Annotated in this window: 23 protein-coding genes; 13 read left to right on the top strand and 10 right to left on the bottom strand. The window is 67.6% G+C overall.

The annotated features are described in order from the left end of the window. The first annotated feature begins 7 nt into the window (after positions 1-7). A complete protein-coding gene (locus ABD768_RS34575) occupies positions 8-1003 on the top strand; it encodes a LacI family DNA-binding transcriptional regulator (RefSeq protein ID WP_343969386.1) in 996 nt (331 codons plus the stop codon). Here ABD768_RS34575 and ABD768_RS34570 read toward each other — a convergent pair. Together ABD768_RS34570 and ABD768_RS34565 are read right to left on the bottom strand one after the other, a co-directional pair. Further along, positions 1000-1515: a methylated-DNA--[protein]-cysteine S-methyltransferase gene (locus ABD768_RS34570; protein ID WP_344847836.1), complete on the bottom strand. Its 516-nt coding sequence runs from the start codon at positions 1513-1515 to the stop codon at positions 1000-1002. The genes ABD768_RS34575 and ABD768_RS34570 overlap by 4 nt on opposite strands. Beyond that, positions 1512-1907 (bottom strand): DUF1622 domain-containing protein, encoded by a 396-nt coding sequence (locus ABD768_RS34565; RefSeq protein ID WP_343969380.1) that lies wholly within the window; start codon positions 1905-1907, stop codon positions 1512-1514. Before ABD768_RS34565 ends, ABD768_RS34570 begins: the two co-directional genes overlap by 4 nt. Before the next feature lie 49 nt (positions 1908-1956). Between ABD768_RS34565 and ABD768_RS34560 the strand changes: the two genes are divergently transcribed. Beyond that, positions 1957-2778, top strand: coding sequence for a phosphotransferase (locus ABD768_RS34560; RefSeq protein WP_344847832.1), 822 nt, complete (start codon positions 1957-1959; stop codon positions 2776-2778). Here ABD768_RS34560 and ABD768_RS34555 read toward each other — a convergent pair. After that, the gene (locus ABD768_RS34555; RefSeq protein ID WP_344847830.1) at positions 2765-3703 is read right to left on the bottom strand and encodes a hypothetical protein; all 939 of its coding nucleotides are present in this window, start codon (positions 3701-3703) and stop codon (positions 2765-2767) included. The genes ABD768_RS34560 and ABD768_RS34555 overlap by 14 nt on opposite strands. Further along, a complete protein-coding gene (locus ABD768_RS34550) occupies positions 3693-4181 on the bottom strand; it encodes a SigE family RNA polymerase sigma factor (protein WP_343969371.1) in 489 nt (162 codons plus the stop codon). The genes ABD768_RS34555 and ABD768_RS34550 overlap by 11 nt, the downstream gene beginning before the upstream one ends. A 102-nt stretch (positions 4182-4283) precedes the next feature. On the opposite strand from ABD768_RS34550, the gene ABD768_RS34545 reads away from it, so the two are divergent. The 5 genes from ABD768_RS34545 to ABD768_RS34525 all read left to right on the top strand — a co-directional run bounded on the left by ABD768_RS34545 (position 4284) and on the right by ABD768_RS34525 (position 7612). Then, positions 4284-5150: a hypothetical protein gene (locus ABD768_RS34545; RefSeq protein WP_344847827.1), complete on the top strand. Its 867-nt coding sequence runs from the start codon at positions 4284-4286 to the stop codon at positions 5148-5150. Between the two features lie 28 nt (positions 5151-5178). Continuing rightward, a complete protein-coding gene (locus tag ABD768_RS34540) occupies positions 5179-5556 on the top strand; it encodes a peptidase inhibitor family I36 protein (protein ID WP_344847825.1) in 378 nt (125 codons plus the stop codon). 128 nt (positions 5557-5684) lie between these two features. After that, positions 5685-6233 carry a molybdenum cofactor biosysynthesis protein gene (locus ABD768_RS34535; RefSeq protein WP_344847823.1) on the top strand — a complete coding sequence of 183 codons (549 nt, stop codon included), beginning with the start codon at positions 5685-5687 and terminating at the stop codon, positions 6231-6233. A 60-nt stretch (positions 6234-6293) separates the two neighbouring features. Continuing rightward, on the top strand, positions 6294-6854 hold the full coding sequence (locus ABD768_RS34530) for a DJ-1/PfpI family protein (RefSeq protein WP_343969359.1): 561 nt from the start codon (positions 6294-6296) through the stop codon (positions 6852-6854). A gap of 50 nt (positions 6855-6904) precedes the next feature. Beyond that, complete coding sequence (locus ABD768_RS34525; protein WP_344847821.1) at positions 6905-7612, top strand: class E sortase; 708 nt, start codon at positions 6905-6907, stop codon at positions 7610-7612. Between the two features lie 77 nt (positions 7613-7689). Here ABD768_RS34525 and ABD768_RS34520 read toward each other — a convergent pair whose 3' ends face one another. Continuing rightward, positions 7690-8112 carry a hypothetical protein gene (locus tag ABD768_RS34520; RefSeq protein ID WP_343969354.1) on the bottom strand — a complete coding sequence of 141 codons (423 nt, stop codon included), beginning with the start codon at positions 8110-8112 and terminating at the stop codon, positions 7690-7692. Between the two features lie 115 nt (positions 8113-8227). Here ABD768_RS34520 and ABD768_RS34515 point away from each other — a divergent pair, with 115 nt between their 5' ends. Both ABD768_RS34515 and ABD768_RS34510 read left to right on the top strand, forming a co-directional pair. Next, positions 8228-8809: a GNAT family N-acetyltransferase gene (locus ABD768_RS34515; RefSeq protein WP_344847818.1), complete on the top strand. Its 582-nt coding sequence runs from the start codon at positions 8228-8230 to the stop codon at positions 8807-8809. Then, the gene (locus tag ABD768_RS34510; protein WP_344847816.1) at positions 8802-9302 is read left to right on the top strand and encodes an NUDIX hydrolase; all 501 of its coding nucleotides are present in this window, start codon (positions 8802-8804) and stop codon (positions 9300-9302) included. Before ABD768_RS34515 ends, ABD768_RS34510 begins: the two co-directional genes overlap by 8 nt. Here ABD768_RS34510 and ABD768_RS34505 read toward each other — a convergent pair. After that, positions 9299-9874: a dihydrofolate reductase family protein gene (locus ABD768_RS34505; protein WP_344847814.1), complete on the bottom strand. Its 576-nt coding sequence runs from the start codon at positions 9872-9874 to the stop codon at positions 9299-9301. The two genes, ABD768_RS34510 and ABD768_RS34505, sit on opposite strands and share 4 nt — an antisense overlap. 166 nt (positions 9875-10040) lie before the next feature. Here ABD768_RS34505 and ABD768_RS34500 point away from each other — a divergent pair, with 166 nt between their 5' ends. Next, positions 10041-10832 (top strand): class I SAM-dependent methyltransferase, encoded by a 792-nt coding sequence (locus ABD768_RS34500; protein ID WP_344847812.1) that lies wholly within the window; start codon positions 10041-10043, stop codon positions 10830-10832. Here the strand turns inward: ABD768_RS34500 and ABD768_RS34495 are convergent. Beyond that, on the bottom strand, positions 10829-11596 hold the full coding sequence (locus ABD768_RS34495; protein WP_344847810.1) for an SDR family NAD(P)-dependent oxidoreductase: 768 nt from the start codon (positions 11594-11596) through the stop codon (positions 10829-10831). The two genes, ABD768_RS34500 and ABD768_RS34495, sit on opposite strands and share 4 nt — an antisense overlap. Before the next feature lie 187 nt (positions 11597-11783). On the opposite strand from ABD768_RS34495, the gene ABD768_RS34490 reads away from it, so the two are divergent. Both ABD768_RS34490 and ABD768_RS34485 read left to right on the top strand, forming a co-directional pair. Next, positions 11784-12116, top strand: coding sequence for a hypothetical protein (locus ABD768_RS34490; protein ID WP_344847808.1), 333 nt, complete (start codon positions 11784-11786; stop codon positions 12114-12116). 107 nt (positions 12117-12223) lie between these two features. After that, positions 12224-13519, top strand: coding sequence for a neutral zinc metallopeptidase (locus ABD768_RS34485; RefSeq protein ID WP_344847806.1), 1296 nt, complete (start codon positions 12224-12226; stop codon positions 13517-13519). Here ABD768_RS34485 and ABD768_RS34480 read toward each other — a convergent pair. After that, positions 13512-13967, bottom strand: coding sequence for a GNAT family N-acetyltransferase (locus tag ABD768_RS34480; RefSeq protein WP_344847804.1), 456 nt, complete (start codon positions 13965-13967; stop codon positions 13512-13514). The two genes, ABD768_RS34485 and ABD768_RS34480, sit on opposite strands and share 8 nt — an antisense overlap. Positions 13968-14121: 154 nt before the next feature. Here ABD768_RS34480 and ABD768_RS34475 point away from each other — a divergent pair, with 154 nt between their 5' ends. Next, positions 14122-14958: a mechanosensitive ion channel family protein gene (locus ABD768_RS34475; RefSeq protein WP_344847802.1), complete on the top strand. Its 837-nt coding sequence runs from the start codon at positions 14122-14124 to the stop codon at positions 14956-14958. Between the two features lie 51 nt (positions 14959-15009). On the opposite strand, the gene ABD768_RS34470 is transcribed toward ABD768_RS34475, so the two are convergent. Next, on the bottom strand, positions 15010-15471 hold the full coding sequence (locus ABD768_RS34470) for a hypothetical protein (protein ID WP_343969328.1): 462 nt from the start codon (positions 15469-15471) through the stop codon (positions 15010-15012). 174 nt (positions 15472-15645) lie between these two features. Further along, positions 15646-16650, bottom strand: a complete 1005-nt coding sequence (locus ABD768_RS34465; RefSeq protein WP_343969322.1) for an N-acetylglucosamine kinase — start codon at positions 16648-16650, stop codon at positions 15646-15648. Between the last annotated feature and the right edge of the window lie 12 nt (positions 16651-16662).

The following is a 16662-nucleotide window of genomic DNA, read 5'->3' as shown; positions in this document are numbered from 1 at the left end:
CGCTCTCATGGCCACGGGGATGACCGACAAACCGACGCTGCGCACCGTTGCCGCCGCGGCGGGAGTCTCGATCGCCACGGTGTCGTACGTGCTTTCGGGACACCCGCGCAGCCAGACGATCTCGGAGAACACCGCGGACCGGGTGCGCGAGGCGGCCGCGCGGCTCGGGTACCGGCGCAACGACGCTGCCCGGGCGATCCGGACCGGGAAGTCGGATCTGGTGCTGCTCTCGCTGAGCGTGCTGGCCGATCCGTGGGCGCAGGCGGTGGCGGCGGATGTCAGCGCCGCCGTGCAGCCGCTCGGGAAGACCGCGCTGATCGTGGCGGACGGCGACTGGCGGACGGTACTGGCGAATCGGACGCCGGATGTCATCTTCATCGATCACGTCCGGGACGACCCGTCGCTGGTGGCCGATCTCGAGGCGTTCGCGGCGCAGGGCGTGCAGATGGTCGTCTTCAGCGAGGTGCTCGAGCCGCAGGGGTTCGACGTCATCCGGTCGGGGGCGGAGCCGCGGTGTCATCTGGCTGTCGAGCACCTGCTGGAGCGCCATACGCGGATCGGGGCGCTGACGTCGAAGCTGGCCGGGTGGCCTCGGTACGACGCGTATCTGCGGACGATGGCGGCGGCCGGCGTACCGGTGCTGGACGAGTTGGTGGCGACGTACGAGCCGCATCCGGAGGGGGCTTATCGGGCGGCGATGTCGGTGCTGAACCGGCCCGACCGGCCGACGGCGCTCTACTGTACGACGGACTTCGCGGCGATCGCGGCGATCCGGGCGGCGCACCGGTTGCGCATCGACGTACCGGGGGACCTGGCCGTGATCGGGGTCGGGAACACGCCGGAGGGCGAGCATCTCGATCCGTCGCTGTCGACGGTCGGGCCGGTCGGGTTCAACGCCGCGCTGTGCCGGATAATGGTCGCCCGCCTCACCGACCGCGAGGGCGCGGACGGCAAGGTGTACGACTTCCCGTGGCAGTTGATCCCGCGGGAATCGACCGCCTAGAACAGCCTCGTCTCCTTGATGAGGGCGGGCTCTTCGAGGTCGAGCAGGAACTGCTTGCGCTTGAGGCCGCCGGCGTACCCGGTCAGCTTGCCGTCCTTCCCGACGACGCGGTGGCACGGGACGATGATCGAGAGCGGGTTGCTGCCGACGGCCTTGCCGACGAGTTGGGCGAGTTGTTTGTCGCCGAGTCGCCCGGCCAGTTCGCCGTACGTCGTGGTCGTGCCGCGCGGGATGTCGTCGAGCAGGGCCCAGACCTTCTGCTGGAAGGCGTCGCCGCCCCGGAGCTCTGTCTTGAGGTCGAAGTCGTCGCGGTCGCCGGCCAGGTACTGGGTCAGTTGGGTTGCTGCTTCGTTGAGCACGGGATCCGTCGTCGCGTCGACCTCGTCGCCGAGGGTGGCGCGCTCGGGCTTCACCCAGTGGTGCGGGAAGTAGACGCCGGTGACTGCGTCGTCCGAGGCTACGAGGGTCAGGTCGCCGAGCTGGGTGCTGACGATGGCGTGCCGGTTGTTCATTTCTCCTCCAAGGTCTCCGGTGATTGAACGGCCTGGGGAGGAGTTGTGTGAGGGGTCTGTTGCCAGGGCCAGCGGCCGCTGATCTCGACCTCCAGGGCGAAGCTGAGGACGGTACGGATCACCACGATCAGGCCGAGCACGAGCACGCTCTGGACCGAGGCTTCGACGATGATCGTCCGGACGATGTCGCCGACGATCAGGATCTCCAGGCCAAGCAGAATCACCCGGCCGATGTTGACCCGAAGGCGTTCGTAGCTGCCGGTGCGGGTGCGGTCGGAGGCGGCCGCGTAGGCGTAGCGCAGCAGGACGGAGACCAGACCGACGGTCATGATCACCACCCCGACGCCCTCGATCACCCGGGCGACGTCGGCGAACAGCTGCTCGAAGCTCATGGGTTCAGGAGTACCAGAAACCGGTTGCGGCGCGTGTGAGGATGGCCGGATGAGCCTGTTCGCATCCTTGTTGCCCGGGGACGGATGGGAGCCGGTCTCTGGTGGAGAGTCGGCAACCGAGGTCTTCCGCCGAGGCGACGTCTTCGCCAAGTGCTGCGGAGTTGCCGGGGTCGATGAGCTGATCGCCGAGCGAGATCGAGTGGAATGGCTCGCCGGTACGTCGGTGCCTGGCGCTCGAGTGCTCGACTGGATCGAGTGGTCCGAAGGCGCTGGCGGTGCCGACGGCTCCGGGGGCGCTCGGGGTGCTGACGGTTCTCGGGGTGCTGCGTTGCTGACCTCGGCTGTGCCAGGGGTTGCTGCGGTTGAACTGCCGTGGTCGGAGAAGTTGGTGGCTGGCTTCGCGGATGCTCTGCGGGCTGTGCACTCGCTGCCGGTGGAGTCCTGTCCATTTCTGCGGCCGCTTCCGGACGTGATCGCGCAGGCGGAGGACGTCGTACGCCGCGGCGCGGTGAACCCGGACTTCTTACGGGAGGACGTCCAGGCGGTCCCACCCGCCGAGTTGCTGGCCCGCATCCAGGCCGAAGCCCCCGAGATCGCCGCGAAGGCAGCCGGCGACCTCGTCGTCTGCCACGGCGACGCCTGCCTCCCGAACTTCCTCTTCGACCCTTCGACCCTGGAACTGACCGGGGTGATCGACGTCGGCCGCCTCGGAGTCGCCGACCGCTACACCGACCTGTCCCTGGTCCCCGCCCAGCTCCACGACGAGTGGTCGGTCGACGCTTCGGCATTCTTCGCGGCGTACGGCCTGCCTGAGCCCGACGCCCAGCGCCTCGCCTTCTACCTCCTACTCGACCCCCTCACCTGGGGCTGAGCCCAACCTCCGCCGGGAACCAACTCGATCGATCATTCGGGTCGGCAGTGCGGATCTCCTTGGCGATCGCCAGCGCGATGGCGGTCTGGTCGGCTCTGGGGATCGAGGCGTGCACTTCGAGATCGTAGGTTCCGAACGGGATCCGCAACACTCCACTAGCGCGTACCCAGCCGGTACGTCCGTTGACCTGGACCGGCTGGTCGCCGGGGAAGACACGTGCCTGCGGCGGCCAGTTGAGCGTGGCGGTGATCATGTCGTTCGGATTTCTGGCGATTTCGAGCTGGATGTAGCCGACGCCGGCGCTGATCGAACGGACTCGGGTACCGGGTGGCAGCTCCACGAAGTCGATCGGCGCCCGGAGTTGCTGCGGCCCGGTATCGACGCTGTCGGCGAAGCTCAGGATCTGCCGTTCGGCCTGGTCAAGGTCATCGGGAGGCTGCGAACAATCCAGCCGCGTCCACCTGCCGGGTCGATAGCTCAACACCATCATGAGGTGCGGCTTCTGTCCTGAACCGGTGGTGGTGGTGACCTGGATCAGGTCGGCCGGGTGGCCGTCGATCATGGTCTTCTTCCGGAGCGCGCCGATCGCGACCGGGTCGTAGTTGCCGGGGCGCTCGGACACCCAGCAGGTCGACCGATCCGATCCGAAGTAGACCCGGGTAATCCCGCTCGCCGGCTCCACGTTCGTCTGCTGGTGAGTCCATGTGACTGGCGGCTTGGGGGTCTCCGTCACCGGTGGGTGTGGGGCGTCGCGATGGAGTGCGGCTGGGACGAGGACCGCGGCGGCGGCTGTTGCTGCGACGGCGGCCAGGACGACTGCGCGGCGGACTCGGCGTACCGGCGTACGGGGTGGTTCTGGTTCTAGTTGGGCGGCCTGGGCTTCGAAGAACTCGAGGGCTTCGCGAAGGGAATCTTCAGTGCGCATGGTCGGCCACCTCCGCGGTGAGCTGGATTTTGAGGGTGGCCAGCGCGCGGGACGAGTAGCCGCGCACGGTGCCTTCGGTGCAGCCGAGGGTTTCGGCGATCTGGGCGTCGCTCTGGCCCACCAGATAACGCAGTACGACGACCGCGCGCTGCCGCTTGGGCAGGGCGCACAGCTCGGTCAGCAGCTCCATCCGCTCGGCGATCAGACCGGCCGGATCGGGGACCGAACCGACCACGTCGATCAGTCCGCTCGGCTCGATCCGGGCCCATTTGCGGCGCCAGGACAGGAACTCGTTGACGACCATCTTGCGGATGTAGCTGTCCGGGTGGTCCAGGGCGCTGATCGATTCCCACTTGCGGTGTACGCGGACCAGCACCTCCTGGACGACGTCTTCGGCCAGATGCCGGCCGCCGCAGAGCACGGTGGCGAAGGCGAGCAGCCGCCCGCGCTCGTCCCGCACCCAGAGATCGAAGGTCATACCTGTGAAACGCCTCCTGGGGCGGATCCGTTGTGCGGGGTCATTGGCGGTTCTCATCTAAGCGTTCGTTTGTGGGGTTGAGGGTGGCCTACGTTCTGCGGGATGAAGGTCATGCTGCGGGGTGCGGTGTTGGTGGCTTGTGGGTTGTCGATGGTGGTCGGGTCGTCGGGTTCGGCATCTACCGTCTCGGCTGCTCCGCCGGTGAGTGCTGCCGAGAGGGTCTTGCTGCGTAGTGCTGAAGAGCGGTTGATCCACGACTGTATGGCTGCGGCGGGGTTCAAGTACTTCGAGAAGCCGGTGGTTGCGGAATCCGGGCAACCTGACTTTCCGTACGTTGTGGATGACGTTGCCTGGGCGCGGGCCAACGGTTATGGCGCTGGGCCGGTTGCGCCTGCGGTGGATCCGGCCGGGCGGTACTTCGCCGGGCTGTCTCGGGAACAGCAGGACGCTTGGCGGCTGGCGCTGGTCGGTTCGGGGCGTCAGTTGTCGGTTGAGTTGGGGCCGGGGCGGCGGCTGTCGGCCAGCTCCACGGGGTGTATCGCTTCGGCGCGGCGGACGCTTTATGGGGACTTGGCACGGTGGTTCAAGGCTCGGCGGCTGACCGACAATCTTGGGTTGCTGGTGCAGGACAGGGTTCGCCGGGATCCTCGGTACCTGGCCGCGATGGCTGAGTGGGCGGGATGCGTCAAGGGGCGTGGGTATGACGCTGACGATCCGGGTGAGTTGCGGGAAGTCGTTGCTGCGCGCAATGAAGGGTTGGCGGCTCCCGTAGTACGAGCTGCTGAGGTCTCGGCGACAGTCGCCGAGGCGATGTGTGCTCAGTCGACATCGCTGGTGCGGACTCTGCGGGAGGTCGAGCCGGGGTATCGGGCTGCGCTGATTGCTGAGCGCTGGAGTGAGTTGGTGGGGCTTAACGGCCTCGAGCAGGATGCTGTGCCGCGGGCGAACGTTGCTCTTGGCAACCGTTGATTTGTCCTTTGAGAGAATGGAATGGCATATGCTTTTCACCTGGAAGACCGCTGCGTTCGTTGGGGTGGCGCTGGTTGCTACCGCGGCGCCTGTTGTGCCGGCGTCTGCGGCGCTGGGGGACTGCCCGTCGGGGTATTTCTGCGCCTGGGCTGACGACAACGCGCAGGGGCATCGCGCGCAGTGGTTCGGCAATGACAGCAACTGGGGCGACGACGGGATGCATGACAACGACGAGACCGTGTACAACAACGGGACTCCGGGCGGGTTCGATCACGTCTGGCTGTATTACGACGTCAACTACGGGCGCTACAACATGTGCGTCGAGCCCGGCGAGTGGTACGACGCGCAACTCGACGACAACGACCACGACTCGCACCAGTGGCAGAGCGGCTGCAAGTTCGGCTGAGTCGGCGTACGGAGCGACAGGACGTAGTCGCCTCGGAGCGCTTGCCCGCCGCCTCTCTGAGCGTGGCGAGCGGGCTCGCGGGGGACTACGTCCTGTCGGTCGGTACGTCCTTTGAGTAGCTTGGGTGCGTGGCTGATGCCTTCGCGGTGGAGATTGTCGGGCTGGTGGTGTCTTCGGTGCATGCCTATGTGGGGCGGCCGGAGGATGGGGCGCGGGTGGATCCGGAGCCGGTTTCGCGGGGTGAGATCGAGGTGCGGGCCGGGCTGGGGATCGTGGGGGACCGGTACTTCAACCAGTCGGCGCATCGGCGCGCGGCGGTGACGGTCTTCGATGCGTCCGCGCTGGACGCGTTGGCGGTCGAGTTGGGGCTGGATGAGGTGCCGGATCCGGTGCTGACTCGGCGGAACATCGCCATCCGGGGGTACCCGATCGATCAGCTGGCGGTTCGGCGTACGGAGGCCGGGGAGCGGGTGCCTGGGCGGGCGTTCAGCTTGGACAGTGGGCTGGGGGCGGTGGAGTTTCAGGCGCATCGGCCGGCCAATCCGTGCGCGTGGATGGATGTGACGGTCGCGCCGGGGGCCTTCAAGGGATTGCGCGGGCATGGCGGGGTGCGGTGTGAGCCGCTGGGATCGGGGACGCTCCGGCTCGGGCCGGCGACGTTGACCGTCGGGTCCTGATCGTCGGGTCTTGACCAGCGCGGGTGCCCGGCGGAGGCTGGCTGGGGAGGTGGTGTGGCGATGGCCAAGGTACTGATCATCACTGGAGACGCGGCGGAGACGCTGGAGGTCTTCTACCCTTATCAGCGGTTGCAGGAGGAGGGCTACGAGGTCCATCTGGCGGCGCCGGAGGCGAAGAAGCTGCAGTTCGTGGTGCACGACTTCGTGGATGGCTTCGATACCTATACCGAGAAGTTGGGGCATACGTGGCAGGCCGACGTGGCGTTCGCGGATGTCGATCCGTCGGACTATGTGGCGTTGGTGATTCCGGGTGGGCGGGCGCCGGAGTACATCCGCAACAACGAGGACTGCCTGCGGATCGTGCAGCACTTCTACGGTGAGGCGAAGCCGGTTGCGCAGTTGTGTCATGGACCGCTTGTTGCCGCGGCGGCTGGGGTGTTGAAGGGACGCAAGACGTCGGCGTACCCGGCGCTGGCACCGGACATATTGGCTGGGGGTGGCGAGTGGGTCGATGGTGACGCGGTCGTCGACGGCACTGTGGTGAGCGGTCGCGCGTGGCCGGATCATCCTGGTTGGATGCGCGCGTTCATGGCGGTGCTGAAGGAGAAGGCGCCGGTCTAGGCCGTCCGGCTTTTCGGCTGACTTTCGGTACGGCGGGTTACGTTCCGACGATGATCGGGCGATGGGCGGCTGCAGCATTGCTCGCGGCCGCCCTCGTCAGCTGCGCCGACACACCACCCCGTACTACGAACTCGCCGCCGACCATCACTCCATCAAGCTCGATCCCTGAGGGCCCGACCACGCCCTCAGCCAAGCCGTCGACGCCCTCGCCCACTGCTACTACCCCCGTGGCGCCTCCTGTGAAGCCGGCCGCGAACGTGACCCTCGCGATCCCATCCATCGGGGTACGGGCCTTGCGAGTGATCCCCTACACCGGTACCGCCGACGACAAGCCCGGGACCGTCATCCAAGACCGAGGCCTCTTCGCCTCGCCCCGCGGCCCGGCCGGCGGCGTAGGCCCCGGCGAAATCGGCAACTTCATCATCACCGGCCACCGAACCGCCCACGGCAAACCTCTAGCGCGCCTACCAGAACTAAAAACCGGCGCCCACATCCTGGTCACCGCCGACGGCACCACCTACGACTACGTGGTCACCCGGACGATGACCATCTCTTTCCGCAAACCAGCCGAAAAAGCCCAGCAAAACGCCCCCGTCCCAGGCCACCCAGGCGCCACCCCCACGCACCCCATGCTCACCCTCTCCACCTGCGCCACCCCCGAAGACCACGCCGCCGGCAACTACTGGCACGACGCCCTCAACAACCCAGAACACCGAATAAACAAAATCGCCACCCCCACCACCACCCGGCGACCTTGAACACCACCCGGCGACCTTGAACACGTTATTTCATGTCCGAGGTCACCGTTTGGTGTTCAAAGACGCCAGATGTGCGGTCAGCTGCGGCCGAATTTCCACCATTTGGGCTTGTTGGCTTTGATTTCTTCTTCGGTCAGCGGCGGTGGGACGGGTGGGCGGGATTCTTCGGTGAGGAAGTCGCCGGATTCGGTGTCGTAGGCGGTGACGCCGAGCTTGGCGGCGATCTCCATCACCAGCGGGATCGAGCGGGGGCCGTCGTTGAGGTAGAAGGTGATGTCGCGGACCTCGACGCTCTTGCCGATCGACATCTCGACGTCGTAGTCGTCGCTCTTCAGCACCAGCCAGGAGCGGTTGCTCGCGTCGACGCCGGGCGCCAGTTCGCGGACCTGGTCGAGTACCGACTCCGTGGTACCGACCGATGGTGGTGCGTAGCCGTCCGGAATGTCGTCGAGACGGCGGACGCCGCCTGGTCCTCGCATCGCGTAGATAGCCCAGCTCATACCAACAGCATTGCTCAGTACCGCTCGAACACGAAACCCGGGTCCGTCGGTGGAACGGGATTGCGAATTGTCGGTGGGCCCAGGCAGAGTGCTGGCACGCGGAGGAGGTGGCTGGATGCGGGTGCGGGCGATCGACGAGGACGGGCTGCGGCAGGTCGAGCGCTGGCTGGCGGCGGATCCTGTCGGCGGCGCGATCTTCGGCGGGTTCTACGGTCATGCAGTCGAGCGCTGGACGCCGTTGCTGCAGGCACCGAGCCGGCACGGCTGGATCACGTTCGACGAGAGCGGCCCGATCGGGTTCATCGACCTGGAGGTCCTCGATGCCGAAGCAGAGATCACGTACTACGTGAGTCCAGCGCACCGTGGTCGAGGGCTCGGCCGCCAGACGCTGGACCAAGTCGTCCAGCTGGCCGCGGACGTGGGTGCTCGCCAGATCCACGCGTCCGTCGACCCGGCCAACGAGCCCGGCCTCGCCACCCTCCGCTCAGCCGCCTTCACCGACCTCGGCACCAACGAGTTCGACGAAGCCGAGTTCGCCCTCACCCTCCCCGACGCCGCAGCGCCGGCTCCACCCGTCGATCCGGTCGGCCCGGCTGAGCCGATCGATCCCACTGGCCCGGCTTCGCCTGTCGATCCTGCCGGGACGGCGCGGCCCACCGATTCTGCGGCGGCTGAGGGGGAGGTGGCGGGTGACTGATTACGCGGGGGTGCTGGCGTTTTGGGAAGGGCGGGTGGTGTTGGTTCGCGAGCGGTACGAGGACTGGGTGGACGAGCAGTGGTCATTGCCGAGTGGGGCTGTCGAGCCGGGTGAGACGCCGGCTGAGGCGGCGGTGCGGGAGTTGCTCGAGGAGACCGGGTTGCGGGTTCGGGTCGACCAGTTGAGGTTGGTGGCCGAGGTGGTGGTGGAGAGCAGGGACGGGGCGTCTCGTAGTACGGCGTACAACTACTGCGCTGAGGTCCGGGATGGCGACTTCGCCATCGATGATCCGGACGGGTCAGTGCAGGAAGCTCGCTGGTTCCTGCCGGCCCAGGCGGTTCCGTTGGTCAGCGCCGTTCCCTATCCACCGCTCAGCCAACCGGTCGCGGCCTTCCTCGGAGGGTCCGGTCCGACTCGCTGGTCCTTCACCTACGACGACCCGGCCGTCGCCTTCCTCGATCGCGTGTACGAGGTCACCAGGTCAGCGCTCTAGTGCAGGGTGGGCTGGTAGATGAGTTCCTGGAGGTTGCCGTCCAGGGTGCGGGTTTCGAGCAGGGTGAGGTCGAAGTCGGGTAGGCCGTCGAAGATCCGGGTCGCTCCGGTCTTGCCCGTGATCACCGGGATGACGGTCACCTGGATGCGGTCCACCAGGCCGGCGGCGAGCAGGGCGCGGTTCAGGGCCAGGCTGCCGTGCGACCGCAGGGGAACGTCGGATTCCTGCTTGAGGCGGGTGATGACCTCGACGGCGTCGCCAGTGGCGATGGTCGCGTCCGGCCAGTCGACGGGGCCTTCGAGCGTGTTCGACACCACGGTGGCCGGCAGGTTCCTCAGCTGGGTGATCCAGGAGCCGGGTTCCTCGAACGCCCCGGGGAACGCCGCGGCCATCTCCATGTTGTCGCGGAAGGTGGCGGCGCCGAACACCAGCCGCTGCTGCTCGGAGTACTGGCCGAAGCGGTGCTCGAGGAACTCCGGCCCCTGCTTGCCCCAGTAGCCGCCCCAGTCGCCGGTGTGGTTGCCGTAACCATCGAGAGTGGAGAAGACGTCGAAGGTGTAGATCGCGGTCATGATGCGCTCCTCGAATCCGGTGGGCGCCCCCTCCGGGCGGCCCCTCATTCGTACTACGAACCCCGGCTCACCGATCCGACATCACCACCCAAGAGTTTTTCCGAGGTGCAGGATACGGCCGGGGAAATGGGGTGTGCTTGGGATTTGTGGGGTTGATGATGGGGCGATGGTTGAACTGGATCCGTTGATCAGGGCGTTCTATGCGGAGCGGTACGTGGAGGATGACAGGCTGGTGCGGTCGGGGCACGGGCGGCTGGAGTTCTTGCGGACGCAGGAGTTGGTACGCCGGTACCTGCCGGGGCCGGGGGCAACGGTTCTTGATGTGGGTGGCGCGACCGGTGTGCATGCGCGATGGCTGGCGGCCGATGGGTATGTGGTGACGCTGGTGGATCCGGTGGCGGAGCATGTTGCGACGGCGTCGGAGATCGGGACGTTTGCGGCGATGGTCGGTGACGCGCGCAAGTTGGAGCAGGCGGATGACAGCGTCGACGTGACGTTGCTGTTCGGGCCGCTGTATCACCTGGTCGACGGGGCCGATCGGGCGCAAGCGCTGGCCGAGGCACGACGGGTGACCAGGCCGGGCGGGCTGGTGGTTGCCGCGGGCATCAGTCGGTACGCCGGGCTGCTCGAGTACGGCAACAAGGGGATGCTCAGCGAGGACACCCTCCCCGAGTTCGAGGTCGCGCTCACCACCGGGCGCAACTACGACGACCCGACAGGCTTCACCAACGCCTACTTCCACCACGCCGACGAACTCCGCGCCGAATTCGACCAGGCCGGCTTCGACGCGACCGAAGTACTGGGCGTAGAAGGACCCGCCGCCGCGACCCTCGAGCACGCCGCGCCTGCCGACGTACCGACCCTCCTCCCCTCAGCAATCCTGCTGGCCCGCCTCGTCGAGAACGACCCCAACGTGATGTCCACCAGCTTCCACTTCCTGGCCTTCGGACGCGCCTAGTAGACCGAGTAGCCACCGTCTATCAGGAGTACTGAGCCGGTCATGAAGGACGAGGCGGGGGAGGCCAGGTAGACGACCGAGGGGGCGATCTCGGCAGGGGTGGCGTAGCGCTGGAGGGGGGCGTCGAGGATCCAGTTCTGCTGGAATTCGGGGCGGTCGACGGGGGCCATGTCGGTTTTGGCGTAGCCGGGGGCGATGGCGTTGACGCGGATGTTGTGCGGAGCCCACTCGGCGGCGAGGCTGCGGGTGAGGTGGTGGACGGCGGCTTTGGAGGCGTTGTACGACGCCTGGTGCTGCGGCCGGTTGACGATCTGCGCGGACATGCTGCCCACGTTGACGATCACCCCGCCGCCGGCGGCGATCATGCCGCGTGCGACGGCAGTACTGGTGTTCCACAGCGCCGTCACGTTGAGGTCGAGCACCTGCTGCCACTCGTCGTCGGGGACCTCCAGGGCCGGCCGGTGGATCGCGATGCCGGCGTTGTTCACCAGTACGTCGATCCCGCCGAGCGCCGCCGTCACCTCCTCGACCATCCGGGTCACGTCGGCCCGTACGGTGATATCGGCCTGTACTGCGAACCCGCGCCGCCCGATCGCCTCGAGCTCCGCCACCACCGCCGCGTTCCGCTCGGCGTCGCGCGCGGCGATCGCCACGTCGGCGCCCGCCTCGGCCAGCGCCAGCGCGAAGGCCCGCCCGAGCCCGCGATTGCCGCCGGTCACCAGCGCCCGCTTGCCGTTCAACGCGAAACTCTCCAGCACACTCATTCAGTACTCCTACCAGTACGCAGAGTCATCCCAGGTCCCGAAGCGATGTCAATAGCTGCAATCCAGTACAGCGAAGGACCGCCCGGCACGTAGCATCGTGCCGCGATTCGAGCCAGGGGTGGGTCTCGTTCGGCCACCGCGACGATGGGTCCGGCATGCGTCCAGGACCGGGGAGAAATGGGTAAGCATGGCTGAGGAGTCAGGCCCCAGGCCTGGACATTTCCTTCCACAGGGCGACCAGCCGGCGAGTACTTCGACGTACCGGCGACCGCCTGTACCGGCGTACGGCGATCCCTCTGAGCCGCTGGCGCCGCCGGCCCGGCCGTTGTTGACCGGCTCGAGGCTCGGCCCACCGCCGCCCGGTGATCGCGCGGCGGCCGCGTTCAAGGCGCGGTACAACCCGGATCCGGTCGCGTTCGCGCCGCGGAAGCGGTCCAAGGCGATCGTCGCCGCCGTCGTCGCCGGTGCGGTGATCCTGGTCGCCGGTGGCGCCTTCGCGGCGACCCTGGTGCTGTCCTGATGGGTCTGCTCGCGGAGGGGCTTTGCGCGGCCGGTTGTGGGCCCTGCAACACTTTCGCTGCAGCGACAGCCGAAGTCAGCTGTTCACCGACGGACTGAGGTAGATGGATGGCGGACGACGAGCGGGTGCCGGAGCCGGGTCACTTCCTGCCCGGAAGTGACGTGCCTACGGGTGAGGTTTCCCCGGTTGCTCCGACGTCCAAGCTGGAGCTCGGGTCCGGTACCGGTCTCGGTCTGGGGGAGGCCCGGCCGATCAGCGTTTCCCAGGAGCCTGCCCGGAAGAAGGCGGCTCCGCTGCCGGACGACCCGGAGTACCAGGGCTTCTACAGCGGTCCGCCGGCCGCGCCGCTGCCCGGTGCGCCGACGGGGGCGTTGCGCGGGACCCGGCAGCTCGGACGGGTGCGGTACGCCGGATGGAAGACGACGTCGCCCCGGGCGGCAGTGCAGGAGTTCTCGACCCATTCGCCGTACCGGAAGCCGGTCCGGCAGTTCTCCCAGCGCTTCGTCGGCCTGGTCTCCGCCCTCGCCCTGGTCATCGTGGCCGGCGGCACCATCGCGGCGTACGCCAAGATCGACAGCTTCGGCAACGAGGTCACCAACCCCCTCGCCGACCCCTCCATCAAGCCCTCCGAAGGCCCTCAGTCAGTAGCCCCCAACCCAACCGTCACGGTGACCATCCCTCCCGTGCCGGACCTGGTCCGGTTGCAGAAGAACCTGCTCTACAAGGTCGGCAAGCTACCCACCGTCAAGTGCGCCCGGCCCAAGATCAAGCCGACCAGCAAGGCCAACGTGCTGCGCTTCTACCAGGGGCTGGTTCCCTGCTTGCACGAGACCTGGGAGCCGCTGGTCCTGAAGGCGAACTACCCGTTCCGGCAACCGAAGCTCGTGCTCGCCGGGAAGACCAACACGACCAATTGCACCGGCGAGTCCACCACGTCGAACTACTGCCCGACCGACGAGCTGATCACGATGGAGTGGGAGAAGGATCTCAAGGACTACAAGACGTACGGCAACCAGGTCATCGTGCACATGATGGACGCCCTGGCCCATGAGTACGGTCATCACGTCCAGAACCTGACCGAGATGTCGACGGCCTCCAGCTCACGCGAAGGCTTTGCCAAGACCAAGGCGGAGAAGCTGGAGTGGAGCCGCCGTCAGGAGCTTCAGGCCAACTGCCTCGGCGCGAACTTCCTCGGCGCGAACAAGGTCACCCTGGGCCTGACCGGTCAGGACCTGAAGTACTGGGAGTACGAGACGAAGAACAGCGGCGACGAGTTCGACCCCAAGAAGATCCGCGACCACGGCTCGAAGAAGAACCAGTGGCTGTGGTCCGGCCCCGGCTTCAAGTCAGCCAACCCGGCTTCCTGCAACACCTACGTCGCGCCGGCCGCGAAGGTCAGCTGAGCTGGAGTTTGAAGCCTTCGTGGGTTTGGGTGAAGCCCAGGTTCTGGTAGAAGCGGTGGGCGTCGACGCGGGCTTTGTCGGACGTCAGCTGGAGGATGGCGCAGCCCCGGGCGCGGGCCTCTTCGATGGACCACTGCATCAGGGTGGTGCCGAGGCCTAGGCCGCGGGCAGAGGAGGCTACCCGGACGGCCTCGACGAGCGCCCGGGTGGCGCCCTGGCGGGAGAGGCCGGGGATGACGGTCAGCTGGAGCGTGCCGATCAGCTCACCGTTGCGCTCGGCAACGACCAGGAACTGGTTCGGGTCGGCGTCGATCGCGGTGAAGGCGGCCCGGTACGGCGTCAGGTCGGCGGGGGTCTCCCGCCCGGCGCCGATCTCGTCGTCGGCGAGCATCGCGACGATGCCGGGGACGTCGGTGGCGGTGGCGCGGCGGATCACGACATCGGTCATTTGCCTTATGCAATCACATTACTTTAGGTGAGGACCGTTTACTCCCTGTCGCGCCGGGCACGGGTGGTTGGACACCAACTGCAACCCGCCCGTAGCCGGAGTCGCGCGGGTCGGGTGCGTGGCGGCGGTACGGGCCAGTCCGGAAGGAACGCCGATGTCAGCACTGGCCATCGACTTCACCCAACCTTTTGAAGATGCCTTCAGCAAGCTTCTCGGGTTCATCCCGAACCTGCTGGGCGGCATCGTCATCCTGGTGATCGGCTACTTCGTCGCCAAGGTGCTCGGCAAGCTGGTCGGGACCCTGCTCGGCAAGGTCGGCTTCGACCAATGGATGGAACGAGCCGGGGTGTCCGGAGTCCTGCAGCGGTCGGGCACGGGGCTGACCGCGTCGACGATGCTCGGCAAGGTCGTGTTCTGGTTCGTCTTCCTGATCAGCTTCACGATGTTCGCCTCCGCGCTCGGCGTACCGGAGATCTCGAACTTCATGTCCGACATGCTCGGCTACATCCCGCGGATCTTCGCGGCGATCGTGATCGTGTGCCTGGCGGCGCTGTTCGCGAACTTCCTGGCGGCCGTGATCCGCGGTGCGACCGGCAATGAGACGCTGGCCAAGGTCGGCCGGTACGCCGTACTGGTCTACGCCGCCTTCGCTGCCCTGACCCAGCTGGGCATCGCCGTCCAGCTGACCGGCAACACGCTGCTCATCGTGCTGGGTGGTGCCGCACTGGCCCTCGGCCTCGCGTTCGGCCTCGGCGGCCGTGAGATGGCCGGCCAGGCACTCCACACCCTGTTCGACCGCACCACGATGAACCGCCCCGCCGCCGACGGCACGGCCGGTTCGAACGGTACGACCGGCAACGGCATGGCCGGTGGCAACGGCACTGCCGCGTACCCGACCCAGGAGCCCGCTCACCACGGCGCTCCCCAGTCCAACGGCAACTGGCCGGGCAGCGACAACGGCTGGAGCACGGAACCCCCGCGCCACAGCTGACCGCAGTACTAGAACAGGCGGGTGTGATCCGATCACACCCGCCTGTTGGTTCTAGTCCTCGGAGCTGTCCGGCGACGTTGCGTCCGGTCCGGCCCGGCGGACGTCTTCCACCTTGGCCATGGCCTCGCGCAGGTCGCCGAGCCAGCTCTCGCTGTGCTGCGCGACGAGCTTCACGCACCAGCCGAGCGCGTCACTGCGCGACCGGGCGACACCGGCGTCGACGAGCGTGTCCAACACCTGCCGCTCCGGCTGCCGCAGCCGTGTCATCACCGGCGCCGACAGTGACGTGAACACGGTCCGGGTCTCCCCGGCCCGCACGCCCCAGGCGACCTTCCGCCGAGTCGCGTGCTCCAGCTCCCGGGCGATCTCGATCCGCTTCTCCCGGGTGTCCTCCCGGAACTGCTTGATCCGTCCCTCTTCAGCCGCCGACCGCTCGGCCGCACTGACCCCGTCACCCTGCTCGGGCGCCGCGATCCTCCCGACCACGAGAATCTCGTCGCGATCGATACTCACCTCAGGCTCACCCTCGAACCACCCCGCCGGAAGCCGACCCGTAAGCCAGCCCCGAACGCGCTCACCCTCTGACTGTGTACTCATGTAATCATGATTACACCCAACACAAGCCCGGGCAAAGAGACAGGCAGTCCGGTCCGATCACGGGGTTCGGGCCGGACTGCCTGTGGTCGCCTACGCAGCAGGGGATGTTGCGTAGGCGGATCTGAGGGTCAGGTGGGCTGAGGGGGCCGCGCCTGTGTGGTCCAAGCCCAGTAGGGCGGCACCGACCACGGGTGGGACGTCTACTACTCGGGCGACCGCCTTCGGAGCGGCCGCAGCTAGTAGGCGGACGACTGTCTCCATCAACAATGGGTGGCCGGCTGTCAGGACGCCGCCGCCCAGTACTACGTCGGTGGGCTCGTCCAGGAGGTCTAGGCGGCGCATGGCTACCACTGCCATGGAGACGACCTCTTCGGCCTGGTGCTGGACGATGGAGCGGGCTATGGCGTCGCCGGACGCCGCCACCTGGAAGAGGAGAGGAGTCGCTTCCAGGCGGCGGGAGACCGGGATGTCGCCGAGGTGGAGGGCCTCGATCAGGGCCGGCATCGACTCCACGCCGTAGTGGGCGGGGAGAGCAGTGGTGAGGGAGGTTGCAGGGCCTCGGCCGTCGTCCGCCCGGGCTGCCGCCCAGAAGGCTTCGTCGGCCAGTTGCTGGCCGCCGCCCCAGTCGCCGGAGATCTTGCCTACGGCGGCGAAGCGGGCGGTACGGCCGTCAGGCAGCAGTCCTGCGCAGTTGATGCCGGCGCCGCAGACGACCGCGACGCCGCGCGGCTCGTCCACGCCTGCCCGCAACAAGGCGAAGGTGTCGTTGGCGACGTGCACCGACGTCGCCCAGCCGAACGACTCGAACGCCTCGGCCAGGCGCTCCTCCTCGATCGGCAGGTCCGCGTTCGCCAGGCACGCGGAGATCTGCTGGACCAGCGGCACCTCACCGACCGCCAGCCCGGCCTCCGCGGCCGCGGAGGCGACCAGCGGGGCCAGGCCCTCCACGGCGGCGTAGGCCCCGACGATGTGCGGCTCGAAGCCGCCGCCGCGCGCAGTACCGAGGACTGTGCCGTCCGCCGATACCAGCGCCACATCGGTCTTGCTATTGCCCGCGTCGAAGGCCAGTACGCCGCCAGGCACCAGCGGTCTCATCAGGCGAACCCC

Source organism: Kribbella ginsengisoli (assembly GCF_039537185.1).
Classification (GTDB): domain Bacteria; phylum Actinomycetota; class Actinomycetes; order Propionibacteriales; family Kribbellaceae; genus Kribbella; species Kribbella koreensis.
Note: the sequence above shows the minus strand (reverse complement) of the source record. Positions and strands in the feature narration are given on the sequence as shown.